We start from the raw sequence: 12906 nt of genomic DNA on the forward strand, positions 1-12906 counted from the left end.
GGTGACCGAGGCGTTCGCGGAGATGTGGCGGGACCTGCTGTCCGTGGGCCGGGCGGGTGGGCCCGGCACGGGATACCGCCGCTACGCCTGGACGGGCGTCGACCGTGAGCTGCGCGTCTGGTTCGCCGACGAGGCGCGGGCGCGCGGCCTCGCCCACGAGGTCGACCGCAACGGCAACCAGTGGGCCTGGCTCGGCGACCCCGCCGCGGGTGACGCCGTGGTCACCGGGTCGCACCTGGACTCCGTGCCGGACGGCGGGGCGTTCGACGGGCCGCTCGGCGTCGTCTCCGCCTTCGCCGCGCTCGACGCCCTCAGGGCCAGGGGCGCCCTGGCCCCGGGGCACCGGCCGCTCGGCGTCGTGGCGTTCGCCGACGAGGAGGGCGCGCGCTTCGGAGTGGCCTGCGTCGGCTCGCGGCTCAGCTGCGGGCTGCTCGCCCCCGACCGGGCCCGCGCGCTGACCGACGCCGACGGCGTCTCCCTCGCCGACGCGATGGAGCGCGCGGGGCACGACCCGGGCGCCCTCGGGCCCGACCCCGAACGGCTCGCCCGCATCGGCGCGTTCGTCGAGCTGCACATCGAGCAGGGCCGGGCCCTGGTCGACCTCGAACGGCCCCTCGGGGTGGCCTCGGCCATCTGGCCGCACGGCCGCTGGAGGTTCGACTTCCACGGCGAGGCCAACCACGCGGGGACCACCCGCATCGAGGACCGGCGCGACCCCATGCTCACCTACGCCCATACCGTCCTCGCCGCCCGCAAGCGCGCCAGGCTCGCCGGGGCCCTGGCCACCTTCGGCAGGGTGACCGTCGACCCCGGGGCCGTCAACGCCGTGCCCTCGCTGGTCACCGGCTGGCTCGACTCCCGCGCCCCCGACGCCGGGACCCTCGACGACCTGGTGGCCGGGATCGAGGCCACCGCCACCGAGCGCGGCGGCCGGGACGGCGTCACCGTCGCCGTCACCCGCGAGTCCCACACCGAGGGCGTCACCTTCGCCGCCGACCTGCGCGACCGGGCGGCCCGGCTGCTCGGCGGCGCCCCCGCGCTGCCGACCGGCGCGGGACACGACGCCGGGATCCTCTCAGGGGCCGTCCCCACGGCCATGCTGTACGTGCGGAACCCGACCGGGGTCTCGCACGCCCCCGCCGAGCACGCCGACGAGGGCGACTGCCTGGCCGGGGTGAGCGCCCTGGCGGACGTGCTGGAGGGCCTGCTGTGCCGCTGACCACGCAGACGTACTGGGCCGAACACGCCTGGCTGGGCGCCACCGTCGAGCAGGGCGTGCTGATCGCCACCTCGCCCGCGGGCCGCATCACCGCCGTCCGCCCGGGGACCGCGGCCCCGCCCGTCGGCGCGGTCACGCTGCGCGGGCTCACGCTGCCTGGCCTGGCCAACGCGCACAGCCATGCGTTCCACCGTGCCCTGCGCTCCGCCACCCAGGTGGGCGGCGGCACCTTCTGGACGTGGCGCACCGCGATGTACGAGATGGCCGCCGCGCTGACGCCGGACAGCTACTACACGCTCGCCCGCGCCGTCTATGCCGAGATGGCGCTGGCGGGGATCACCTGCGTCGGTGAGTTCCACTATGTGCACCACGGCCCCGGCGGCACCCGCTACGGCGACCCGGCCCTCATGGCCAAGGCGCTCGTCGCCGCGGCCACGGCGGCGGGCATCAGGATCACCCTCCTCGACACGTGCTATCTGGCCGCGGGATTCGGCGAGCCGCTCTCCGGCACCCAGCTGCGCTTCTCCGACGGGACGGCCGAGGCGTGGGCCGAGCGCGCCGACGCCCTGAGCGGCGGCCCCACCGCGCGGCTCGGCGCCGCGATCCACTCCGTGCGCGCCGTCCCCGCCGACGCGCTCACCACCGTCGCCCGCTTCGCCCAGGAGCGGGGGCGGCCCCTGCACGTCCACCTCTCCGAACAGCCGAGGGAGAACGAGGACTGCCTGCGCGCACACGGCCGCACCCCGACCCAACTCCTGAACGACCACGGGGTGTGGGGCCCGCGCACCACCGCCGTGCACGCCACCCACCTCACCGACGAGGACATCGCCCTGCTGGGCCGCAGCGCCACCACCGTGTGCCTGTGCCCCACCACCGAGCGCGACCTCGCCGACGGCATCGGGCCCGCGGGGCCGCTGCGCGCCGCGGGCAGCCCGCTGTGCGTCGGCAGCGACAGCCACGCCGTGATCGACCTGCTCGCCGAGGCCAGGGCCGTCGAGGAGCACGAGCGCCTGCGCACCAGGGCGCGCGGCCACTTCACCGCGGGCCAACTCCTGCGCGCCGCCTCCGACGAGGGCCACGCCGCCCTCGGCTGGCCCGAGGCCGGGCGCCTCGAACCCGACGCCCTCGCCGACTTCACCACCGTCGCCCTCGACAGCGTCAGGACCGCGGGGCCGCCCCGGCGGATGGCCCTGGAGGCGGCCGTGTACGCCGCCACCGCCGCTGACGTGCGACACACCGTCGTCGGCGGCCTGCACATCGTCAGGGACGGCGCCCACCAGCTCGTCCACGACATCCCCGAAGCCCTGCGCGAGGCCATCTCCGCGCTGCGGACCACCCGGTGAGGACCACCCCATGCCAGAGCAGCACGCCACCGCGCACGGGACCACCACCCCCGCCACGGCTCCCACCGGCGACCCCACCAGCAGCGCTCCCACCGCCAGCACCGCCATCGTCAACATCGGCACGCTTGTCACCAACGACCCCTCCCTCGGCTCCGGACCCCTCGGCCTGATCCACGACGCGGCCGTCGTCATCGACGGCGGCCGCATCGCCTGGATCGGTACCCACAGTGAAACACCCCCCACTGACAGTCACCATGACGCGGGCGGGCGGGCGGTCATCCCCGGCTTCGTCGACTCCCACTCCCACCTGCTGTTCGCGGGCGACCGCACCGACGAGTTCAACGCCCGCATGTCGGGCCGCCCCTACACCGCGGGCGGCATCCGCACCACCGTCGCCGCGACCCGCCGGGCCACCGACGCCCAACTGGCCGCCAACCTCACCGCGTTGCTCACCGAGATGCGCCGCCAGGGCACCACGACCGTCGAGGTCAAGTCCGGCTACGGCCTCACCGCCGAGCACGAGTCCCGGGCGCTGCGCGTCGCCCGCGAGCACGCCGAGGAGACCACCTACCTCGGCGCCCATGTCGTCCCCGCCGAGTACGCCGCCGCCCCCGACGCCTATGTCGCCCGCGTGACCGGCCCCATGCTCGACGCCTGTGCCCCGCACGCCCGTTGGATCGACGTGTTCTGCGAGGAGGGGGCGTTCGACGCCGACCAGGCGCGCGCCGTCCTCACCGCGGGCCGCGCCCGCGGCCTGCTCCCGCGCGTCCACGCCAACCAGCTCACCGCGGGTCCCGGCGTCCGGCTGGCCGTCGAGCTCGGCGCCGCCTCGGCCGACCACTGCACCCACCTCACCGACGCCGACGTGGACGCCCTCGCCCAGGGCTCCACGGTGGCGACCCTGCTGCCGGGGTGCGAGTTCTCCACCCGCGCCCCCTACCCCGACGCGCGCCGCCTGCTCGACGCGGGCGCCGTCGTCGCGCTCGCCACCGACTGCAACCCCGGCTCGTCGTTCACCAGCTCCATGCCGTTCTGCGTCGCCGTCGCCGTCCGCGAGATGGGCATGACCCCCGACGAGGCGCTGTGGTCCGCCACCGCCGGGGGCGCCGCCGCGCTCCGGCGCGCCGACATCGGGCACCTCACGCCCGGCGCGCGCGCCGACCTCGCGCTCCTCGACGCGCCCTCGCCCAGCCATCTCGCCTACCGCCCCGGTGTCCCCCTGGTCGCCGCCGTCTGGCAGGGCGGCCACCGCGTGGCCTGACGCCCCGCCCGGCGAAGGCTTAGGGTCGACGGGCGGCACCGAGGGGAGCGGGGATGACGGACACCGAGGATCAGGCCGGGGACAGGGCCGGAGCGCGGGCCGGAGACGGGGCGGCGGGGGCGCGCGAACGCGGCTTCGGCGCGCCCTTCTGGAAGCTGTGGTCGGCCACCACCGTCACCAACCTCGGCCAGGGCGCCACCGGCATCGCCTTCCCCTGGCTCGCCACCGAGCTGACCACGGACGCCTTTCTCGTGGCGCTCATGGGCCTGGCCCTGCGGCTGCCCTGGCTGGTGTTCAGCCTGCCCGCGGGGGTCCTGGCCGACCGGCTCGACCGGCGGCGGGTGTTGCTCGCGATGAGCCTGGCGCGCGCGGCCGTCGTCGGAACGGTCGGGCTGCTCGTCGCGTTCGACGCCATGACCCTGCCGCTCCTCTACGCCTGTGCCCTCGCGCTCGGCTTCGCCGAGGTGCTCTTCGACAACACCGCGCAGGTGCTGCTGCCCTCCGTCGTCTCCCGCGAGCGGCTCTCCGAGGCCAACGGCCGCCTGATGGCCGCCCAGATCGTCTCCGACGACTTCCTGGCCGGGCCGCTCGGCGGCGTGCTGATCGGGCTCGCGCTGGCCGTGCCGTTCGCGTTCGACGCGGGAACGGCGCTGGTCGCGGCGGTGCTGCTGCTGACCCTGCGGGGCACGTTCCGCGCGCGGAGCGCCCCCGCGGACAACGGCGCCGACGCGGACAACGGCGCCGCCGCGCCCGCGCGCCGCTCGATGCGCGCGGAGATCGCCGAGGGCGTGCGCTGGCTCTGGCGCAACCCGGTGCTGCGCCGACTGGCCATCGCGCTGGCCCTGTTCAACGCCGGTGGCGCGGGGGTCGCGGCCATCTATGTGCTGTACGCGCAGGAGGTGCTCGGGCTCGGGGCGCTCGGCTTCGCCCTGCTGGTGTCGGCGGGCGGCGTGGGCGGCTTCCTCGGCGGCATGCTGGCGGGCCGGGTCACCCGCCGCATCGGCGCGACCGGCTCGCTGCTGATGCTGTGCGCCCTTGACCTCGTGGCCCATGTGGTGGCGGGGTTCGCGTCGAACGCCTGGCTGGTCGGAACGGTTATGGGAGCGACCGGGTTTGGCGTGGTGCTCTGGAATGTGACGACCGTTTCGCTTCGTCAGACGATCATTCCCGATCATCTGCTGGGCCGGGTCAACAGCGTCTACCGGCTGCTCGGCTGGGGCGCGATGCCGCTCGGCATCCTGGCGCTCGGCGGCCTCGTGGCCCTGGTCGAGGCGCAGGTCTCGCGTGAGGCGGCCCTGCGCGCCCCCTTCTTCGCCGTGGCGCTGATCAGCGTCGGGCTGGCCTTCTACATCCACCGCCACCTGCACGCCCGCGCGCTCGCCGAGGCCCTGGAGGGTACTCAGCCCGCTCAGCCGGAGGGAAGTTGACTTCCTCTCCCGCCTTTGGGCGGGAGAGGAAGTCAACTGGGATCCCCAGGCTCGGGCCGGCTCGGACGCCTCACGCCGTCGGCGCCGCCTCCGCGGCCCCCGCGGCCGGTGCCGCCGCGCTCGGCGAACTCCCCGCCTGCGCCGCCCACGTGGCGGCCCGCGCCCGCTCCTCCTCATGCAACGCCTCGCCCGCCGCGATCAGCCGGGGCCGCAGCTCGGGCGCCGTCGTGAGCGCGCGGAACAGGAAGGACACCGACACCTCGTGGTCCGGGCGGTACAGCACCTCCACCGGGTCGCCCGCGCGGATCGTGCCGGGCTGGAGCACGCGGAAGTACCCGCCGGGCCTCGCCTCGTTGGTGAAACGCTTCACCCAGCCCTGCTCGCCCAGCCAGTCCGCGAACGTCCGGCACGGCACGCGGCAGCTGCTCGCCTCGATCACCAGGTCGGGGCCGACGCGCCAACGCTCGCCGACGCGCGTGTCGTTGACGTCGATGCCCGATGTGGTGAGGTTCTCCCCGAACACGCCCCCCGGCAGCTCGCGCCCCAGCGCGCGCCCCCAGTGGTCGAGGTCCTCGCGCGCGTACACGTAGACCGCCTGGTCGTCGCCGCCGTGGTGGCGGAGGTCGCACACCGCGTCCCCCGCGAGACCGCTGCCCCCCACCCCCTTGGGCCCTGGGGCGGCGACCGCCACGGGTCCTTCCGCCGGGCGCTTGTCGATGCCGGTGAGGCCGCTGGCCGAGTCCGTCGGCGCCGCGGCGCTCGCCCTGCCGAGATTGACCGAGAGAACCATCCGCTCCATGCCGGGCACACTAACCACCGCGGCCTCCCCACCGCGATGATTATTCATCCCTCGCACGCCCATTCCCCTCCGTGGCCCTCGGGCGCGCGTCACGTGGCCGAGGGCAGATCGAGCACCGCCTTGCCCGGCACCTTGCCCTCGGCCAGCGCCGCCAGGGCCTCCGCGCCGCCGGTCCAGGGCCCGCGCCAGCCGACGCCCGCGTCAAGGCCGCCGCTCGCGAGCAGCCCGGCGAGCCACGTCAGGTCGGCGCCGATCCCCGCCCCGTCGTGCAGCAGGAAGAACGACGTGATGGCCCGGTCGTGGCCGAGCGGCCCCGCGAAGTCGCCGTGCGGAAACGTCTCGGCGGCCCCCGACGAGTGGCCCATGGCGATCAACGTCCCGCCGGGCGCCACCGTCCGGTACGCCGCCACCCTGATCGCCCCGCCCACCATGTCGATCACCCCGTGCACGGGCCCGTCGGAGAGGCGTTCCACCAGCCACGCGCCCCCGCTGGCGCCGCGGTCGGCGACCACCACCTCGTGCGCGCCCAGCGCGCGCAGCGTCTCCTCCTTGGCCGGGTCGGTGGTGAGCGCGATCACATGCGCCCCGCCGCGCGCGGCCAGTTGCAGGGTGTAACGCCCCACGCCGCTGCCCGCGCCCGTCACCAGGACGCGGCGGCCCAGGATCGGGCCGAGGCGGCGCAGCCCGCGCAGCGCCGAGCCCGCCGCCACGGGAAGCGTGCTGGCCTCCCCCAGGTCCACGCCCTCGGGGAGCGTGCCGATCCAGTCCGTGTCAACGGCGCGCAGCTCCGCCCACGCGCCCCCCGGCCCCAGCGTCACCACCCGGGTGCCCACCGCGGGTCCCGAGCCGTCCGCCGCCGCGCGCACCACGACGCCCGCCGCGTCCCACCCGGGCACCGTGCCGTTCTCGCCGTGCGGGACGACGCCGACGGCCTCGCCGTAGTTGAGCGAGAACGCGGCCACCTCGATCAACGCCTGGCCGGGGCCCGGCTCCGGATCCGGGTGCTCGGCCAGGGCGAGGTGGTCGGGGGCGGAGTGGTCGATGGTCCAGGCGCGCATGGCTGGCTCCTCGGTGCGGTGCGGTGCGGTGCCTGACCCCGACGGTCCGGCTCCGAGAAATATGCCAGTGACCGGCGTTAGCTGGCAACTGGCGAATGCTGCTCGCCAGCGAAAGCGGTCGATAGACTCGCCTCATGACCGCCCCGACCCGTGACACCGACCTGACGCTGCGCGAGCGGAAGAAGCTGCGCACGCGGCGCGCGCTGGTGGAGGAGGCGTTGCGGCTGTTCACGCGGCAGGGCTTCGGCGAGACCACGCTCGACGAGCTGGTGGCCGCGGTCGACGTCTCGCAGCGCACCTTCTTCCGGAACTTCAGCTCCAAGGAGGACGTGGCCCTCGCGCCCGAGAAGGAGCTGTGGGCGGCGTATGTCGCGGAGATCGAGCGCCGCCCGCCGAGCCGCGCGCCCCTCGAGGACTACGAGGCGGCCCTGTTCGCCTCCGTGCGCGGGATGGCCGAGGGCTGGGAGGGGCGCTTCGTGGCCAGTCGCGCGCTGTGCGACCGCACCCCCGCGCTGGTCGCGCACAGCCTTCGGCACTGCGCCGACGTCACCGAGCGCGTGCTCGACATCCAGCTGGCCCGCGGCTGCCGTGGCGACGACGGGCGCGCCGCGCGGCTGCGCCACCTCATCCTGATGGAGATCATGCTCACCGCCTGGCACTGGGCCGTGGGCCGCTGGTCGGCCGAGGGCGCGGGGCGCGCGGGGCGCGCCGAGGGCGCGGACCGGGACGCCCTGTGCGCCCTGATGACCGAGGCGTTCGAGGCCATCCCCGGCGCCCTGGCCCTCGCCGAGCCCGAGCCCGAGCCGGAGTCGTGGACCGGGACGCCGGAACGCCGTAGCCCCGGAACGCCGTAGCCCAGGAACGCCGAAGGCCGACCGCCCCACCCCGCGGGGAAGGCGACCGGCCGTCGGCGTTCGAAGCCCCTGCTCCTCGGCTGCTCCCCGGCTACTCCTCGACCAGCAGTCCGCGGCGCAGCCGACCCAGCGTGCGGGCCAGCAGCCGGGAGACGTGCATCTGCGAGATGCCAAGCTCCTCGCCGATCTCGGACTGCGTCATGTTCGCGACGAAGCGCAGCGAGAGAATCTTCCGGTCGCGCGGCGCCAGCTCCGCGATCAGCGGCTTGAGGGACTCGATGTACTCGATCCCCTCGAGGCCGTGGTCCTCGTAGCCGATGCGGTCGGCCAAGGTGCCCTCGGCCTCGTCCTCGTCCGGCTGCGCGTCCAGGGAGCTGGCCGTGTACGCGTTCGACGCGGCCATGCCCTCCACGACCTCCTCCTCGCTGATGCTCAGCCGCTCGGCGAGCTCGGCGACGGTCGGGGAGCGGTCCAGCTTCTGGGCCAGCTCGTCCCCGGCCTTCGCCAGGTCGAGCCTGAGCTCCTGAAGCCGCCGCGGGACCCGGACCGACCAGGAGGTGTCGCGGAAGAAACGCTTGATCTCGCCGACGATCGTCGGCATCGCGAACGTGGGGAACTCCACGCCCCGATCGGCCTCGAAGCGGTCGATCGCCTTGATCAGACCGATCGTTCCGACCTGGACGATGTCCTCCATCGGCTCGCTGCGCGAACGGAACCGCGACGCGGCGAACTTCACCAGCGCGAGATTCAGCTCGACCAGGGTGTTGCGTACATACGCGTACTCGTGAGTGCCTTCGTCGAGGACCGCGAGGCGCTCGAAGAGGCTCTTCGACAGAGCACGCGCGTCCAGCGGCGCCACCTCGTCGAACGGTGGGATCTCGGGCAGCGACGCGAGCACGTCGTCCACCGCCGACTCTCGCGTGGCGGGGGAGGACTGCGCGTCGGCCTTGCTGGCGTCGGTACGCGGTTCTGAGATGTGGGGGGCCGGTGACGACATGATGTGTCCTCCGTCTCTTCACTCGGCATATGGCTGCCGAAGCCGTACGTGCGTTGGTGTTGCGGCGCCTCCAAAGCCGGGTGGACAACCATCCGATGTCCTCTAGACCTACCGGTCACTCACCGCCCGTGGCAAGTCCCTTACGTCCGAATTCGGAGGAAAGCGAGACTTGTTCGGGTGTTGGGGCGTCGCCTCAGGGGCTAAGGTTTCGAACCTGGCCAGGAACGGGCTTCCGACTCGGAGGGGGCTGCATGGACCGTGCGGTGCCGGAGGACGCGAACCGGCGTTCGTTGACGGTCGAGGTGCGGCGCGTCGGCTCGGGCGCGGTGGTCGCCCCCGTGGGTGAGCTCGATCACCATTCCGCCGACGCCTTGCGTGAGGTCCTGGGACAGTGCGTCGCCGAGGGCTGCCCGCGCATCCTCATCGACTGCTCGGGGCTCGCGTTCTGCGACTCCACGGGCCTCAACGTGCTGCTGGCCACGCGCCTGGACGCGGAGGCCGCGGGCGGGCAGGTCCACCTGGCCGCCATGAGCCCGATCGTGGCCAGGATCTTCGAGATCACGGGCGCCACGGCCGTCTTCACGGTCCACCGCAGCGTGGAGGAGGCCCTCGCGGCCATGCCCACGGACTGACCGGTCGGAGGCCCGCTGTACGGAACGGGTCCGCCGGGTCACACTATTGCCAGGATCGGTCGGGTGTGGTCGCCGTCCAGAGGGGCAGAAGACCACTCACGCCGGGCCGGGGGACGGTCATGGCGGGCCGGCCGGCGGAGCGGCACTGCGGTGAGGGGAGGCGCGCATGGGTGTGACACGGCCATCTCCCATGGGCGATCAGAGCCCGGAGCCGCCCGCGCCCGCGATGGCGCGCAACGACCCCATCACGCGCGGCGACGCCATCACGCGCAACGACATCGCACGGAACGACACCGTCATGGGGAACGACGAGGAGCGGCCGGTCCAGGGAGGGCGGCACGTCCAGGAGGCCGAGCACATCCAGCAGGTGCGCCGATTGCGTCTCGTGGGCTCGAGCGGGGTCGTCTCGCGGGCCCGCGAGTTCACGCGCGCCGCGCTACAGGACTGGGGCTGGCTCCCCGCCGCCACCGAGGAGGCGCGCGCCCTCGCCGAGGACGTGCTGCTCGTCGTCTCCGAGCTGGTGACCAACGCCTGCCTGCACGCCGAGGGCCCCGACGAGCTGCGCCTGGGGCGCGGCGCCAAGCTGCTGCGCGTGGAGGTCGCCGACCGCGGCGCCGGGATCCCCGCGCTGCGCACCACGCGCCGCGTGGGACGCCCCGGCGGGCACGGCATGTTCATCGTGCAGCGGCTGTGCCTCGACTGGGGCGTGGTCACCGAGCCCGCCACCGGGGGCAAGACCGTGTGGGCCGAGCTGGCCGCGCCCACGGGCGACTGACCGTTCGACCGACCCTTCGACCGACCCTTCGGCGACTGACCGGAACGCGCCCCCCGTTGCCGTCTACCATCAGCGCATGACCCGAGTACTGCTCGCCGAGGACGACGCGTCCATCTCGGAGCCTCTGGCCCGGGCGCTGCGACGCGAGGGATACGAGGTCGAGGTCAGGGAGGACGGTCCAGGAGCGCTGCGGGCCGGGCTGCGGGGCGACGTCGACCTCGTGGTGCTCGACCTGGGGCTGCCGGGCATGGACGGCCTCGAGGTCTGCCGCAGGCTGCGCACCGAGGGGCTCGGGCTGCCGGTGCTGGTGCTGACCGCCCGCGCCGACGAGGTGGACACCGTGGTGGGCCTGGACGCGGGCGCCGACGACTACGTCACCAAGCCGTTCCGGCTGGCCGAGCTGCTGGCCAGGGTGCGGGCCCTGCTGCGCCGCGGCTCCGTGGAGAGCGTCCCGGCGCCCGCCGTGCACGGCATCCGCATCGACGTCGAGTCGCACCGCGCCTGGATGGGCGAGGACGAGCTGCACCTGACCGCCAAGGAGTTCGACCTGCTGCGCGTGCTGGTGCGCGACGCGGGCCGCGTGGTCACGCGCGAGCAGCTGATGCGCGAGGTGTGGGACACCACGTGGTGGTCGTCCACCAAGACCCTGGACATGCACATCTCCTGGCTGCGCAAGAAACTCGGGGACGACGCGGCCAACCCCCGGTACATCGCGACGGTCCGGGGCGTGGGATTCCGGTTCGAGAAGAGCTGACGGGGGGCGGGGAGGCGTGCGGCGCCGCCTGATCAACTCCACGCTGGCCGTGGTGCTCGTGGTCATCGCCGTCTTCGGGCTCTCCCTCTTCGCGGTCGAGACGCGCACGATCGAGTCGAGCGCCCGCGACCGCCTCGAGGCCGAGGTGGCGCGCGTGCTCGCCGACGTGGAGAGCCGCATCGCCTCGGGCGAGCCGGTCACCGAGGCCGAGCTGCGCGCCTCGGCGCCCGCGGACCGCTTCGTCCGCATCGACCTCCCCGACGCCCCCGACGTCACCCTGGGCCGCCGCCACGACGGCGCCACGCTCGCGGCCGATGCGACCGGCGCGCACGGCGAGACGATCACCGTCGAGCAGGCGAGGAGCGAGGTCGACGACGAGATCAACCGGATGCTGGTGATCATCCTGGTGGTCTCCCTGCTGGCCGTCGCCGCCGCGGCGCTGCTCGCGGTGCGGCAGGCGCGCCGGGTGTCCGCGCCGCTGACCGACCTGGCCGAGACGGCGGAACGGCTGGGCTCGGGCGATCCGCGCCCGCGCCACCGGCGTTACGGCGTTCCCGAGCTCGACCGGGTCGCCGACGTGCTCGACGCGAGCGCCGAGCGGATCGCGCGCATGCTCACCGCGGAGCGGCGGCTGGCCGCCGACGCCTCCCACCAGCTGCGCACGCCGCTGACGGCGCTGTCGATGCGCCTGGAGGAGATCATCGCCACCCAGGACCGCGAGACGGTCAAGGAGGAGGCGGCCATCGCGCTCGCGCAGGTGGAGCGGCTGACCGACGTGGTGCAGCGGCTGCTCACCAACTCCCGTGATCCCAGGCTGGGTTCGGCGGTGGGCTTCGACCTGGACGAGATCGTGATCCAGCAGGTCGAGGAGTGGCGCCCCGCCTACCGCAGCGCCGAGCGCGTCATCGTCCACTCGGGCAAGCAGGGCCTGCGCGCGGTCGGCACCCCAGGCGCGGTCTCGCAGGTGCTCGCGTGCCTCGTCGAGAACTCCCTGATGCACGGCGCGGGAACGGTCGCCCTGCGCACCAGGACCACGGGGAACCAGGTGGTCGTCGAGGTCACGGACAACGGCCCCGGCGTGCCGGGCGAGCTGGGCTCCCGCGTCTTCGAGCGCACGGTCAGCGGCCACAACTCCACGGGCCTCGGCCTGGCCGTCGCCCGCGACCTGGCGGAGGCGGACGGCGGCCGCCTCGAGCTCCTCCAGCAGCGGCCCCCGGTGTTCGCGATCTTCCTCAGCCGCGAGGCGGAGCAGCCTCCCGCCGGGGTGTGAGCGCGGCCACCGACGCGGTCTCGTCCTCCGGGGCCGCCGCGGGCGGGGTGACCGTGCGGAAGACCCACGTGCGGTAGGACCAGAAGCGGAAGAGGGAGCCGATGCCCAGGCCGATGACGTTCTTCGCGAGGTTGTCCGCCAGGGGCGAGGTGAAGCCGAGGCCGTAGTGCGACAGGGCGAGCGCGCCGTTCTCGATCACCATGCCGACGCACGAGAACAGCAGGAACAGGCCCGCCTCCCTGCTGCGCCCCGTCTTGTCGCGGTGCCGGTAGGTCCAGTGGCGGTTGCCGAGGTAGTTCGTGCAGATCGCCGCGGAGGTCGCGATCACGCCCGCGCGCAGCGGCGCGAGGTCGGCGACGTGCGCGCACAGGTTGAAGACCACCACGTTCACGAGGAAGCCGAACGCGCCCACGGTGCCGAACTTCGCGGCCTCCTGGGCGATGCCGCGCAGGCGGTCGCGGAGCGTGCGCCGGTCGCTCATGGTCGCCATGCTAACGAGCCGCCCCGCGGCGGGCCG

General features: G+C 74.3%; 13 protein-coding genes. 9 read left to right on the top strand and 4 right to left on the bottom strand.

Translation table 11 applies throughout. The features are described 5' to 3' along the window. Positions 1–22: 22 nt before the first annotated feature. The 4 genes from D7318_RS16030 to D7318_RS16045 are packed head-to-tail and all read left to right on the top strand — an operon-like array spanning position 23 to position 5250. The gene (locus D7318_RS16030; RefSeq protein ID WP_120697850.1) at positions 23–1219 is read left to right on the top strand and encodes an allantoate amidohydrolase; all 1197 of its coding nucleotides are present in this window, start codon (positions 23–25) and stop codon (positions 1217–1219) included. Next, a complete protein-coding gene (locus D7318_RS16035) occupies positions 1210–2562 on the top strand; it encodes a formimidoylglutamate deiminase (RefSeq protein ID WP_120697787.1) in 1353 nt (450 codons plus the stop codon). The genes D7318_RS16030 and D7318_RS16035 overlap by 10 nt, the downstream gene beginning before the upstream one ends. A 10-nt stretch (positions 2563–2572) precedes the next feature. Continuing rightward, the gene (gene hutI, locus D7318_RS16040; RefSeq protein WP_120697788.1) at positions 2573–3823 is read left to right on the top strand and encodes an imidazolonepropionase; all 1251 of its coding nucleotides are present in this window, start codon (positions 2573–2575) and stop codon (positions 3821–3823) included. A gap of 53 nt (positions 3824–3876) precedes the next feature. Next, positions 3877–5250: an MFS transporter gene (locus D7318_RS16045; protein ID WP_120697789.1), complete on the top strand. Its 1374-nt coding sequence runs from the start codon at positions 3877–3879 to the stop codon at positions 5248–5250. Positions 5251–5320: 70 nt separating this feature from the next. Here D7318_RS16045 and D7318_RS16050 read toward each other — a convergent pair whose 3' ends face one another. Both D7318_RS16050 and D7318_RS16055 read right to left on the bottom strand, forming a co-directional pair. Further along, entirely contained in the window at positions 5321–6049 is a 729-nt protein-coding gene (locus D7318_RS16050) for an MOSC domain-containing protein (RefSeq protein WP_120697851.1), read from the bottom strand. An 89-nt stretch (positions 6050–6138) separates the two neighbouring features. Next, on the bottom strand, positions 6139–7107 hold the full coding sequence (locus D7318_RS16055) for a zinc-binding dehydrogenase (RefSeq protein ID WP_120697790.1): 969 nt from the start codon (positions 7105–7107) through the stop codon (positions 6139–6141). Between the two features lie 134 nt (positions 7108–7241). Between D7318_RS16055 and D7318_RS16060 the strand changes: the two genes are divergently transcribed. After that, positions 7242–7961: a TetR/AcrR family transcriptional regulator gene (locus D7318_RS16060; protein ID WP_120697791.1), complete on the top strand. Its 720-nt coding sequence runs from the start codon at positions 7242–7244 to the stop codon at positions 7959–7961. 91 nt (positions 7962–8052) lie between these two features. Here D7318_RS16060 and D7318_RS16065 read toward each other — a convergent pair whose 3' ends face one another. Next, positions 8053–8958, bottom strand: coding sequence for an RNA polymerase sigma factor SigF (locus D7318_RS16065; protein ID WP_120697792.1), 906 nt, complete (start codon positions 8956–8958; stop codon positions 8053–8055). A 251-nt stretch (positions 8959–9209) separates the two neighbouring features. Here D7318_RS16065 and D7318_RS16070 point away from each other — a divergent pair, with 251 nt between their 5' ends. The 4 genes from D7318_RS16070 (at position 9210) to D7318_RS16085 (ending at position 12389) form a co-directional block, all read left to right on the top strand. Beyond that, positions 9210–9590: an STAS domain-containing protein gene (locus tag D7318_RS16070; RefSeq protein WP_120697793.1), complete on the top strand. Its 381-nt coding sequence runs from the start codon at positions 9210–9212 to the stop codon at positions 9588–9590. A 190-nt stretch (positions 9591–9780) separates the two neighbouring features. Beyond that, complete coding sequence (locus tag D7318_RS16075) at positions 9781–10365, top strand: ATP-binding protein (RefSeq protein ID WP_408055495.1); 585 nt, start codon at positions 9781–9783, stop codon at positions 10363–10365. Positions 10366–10441: 76 nt separating this feature from the next. After that, the gene (locus tag D7318_RS16080; protein ID WP_120697795.1) at positions 10442–11119 is read left to right on the top strand and encodes a response regulator transcription factor; all 678 of its coding nucleotides are present in this window, start codon (positions 10442–10444) and stop codon (positions 11117–11119) included. 16 nt (positions 11120–11135) lie between these two features. Beyond that, complete coding sequence (locus D7318_RS16085) at positions 11136–12389, top strand: ATP-binding protein (protein ID WP_120697796.1); 1254 nt, start codon at positions 11136–11138, stop codon at positions 12387–12389. Here the strand turns inward: D7318_RS16085 and D7318_RS16090 are convergent. Continuing rightward, complete coding sequence (locus D7318_RS16090; RefSeq protein ID WP_120697852.1) at positions 12352–12870, bottom strand: GtrA family protein; 519 nt, start codon at positions 12868–12870, stop codon at positions 12352–12354. The two genes, D7318_RS16085 and D7318_RS16090, sit on opposite strands and share 38 nt — an antisense overlap. Between the last annotated feature and the right edge of the window lie 36 nt (positions 12871–12906).

The organism is Streptomyces radicis (assembly GCF_003626575.1).
Classification (GTDB): Bacteria; Actinomycetota; Actinomycetes; order Streptomycetales; family Streptomycetaceae; genus Streptomyces; species Streptomyces radicis.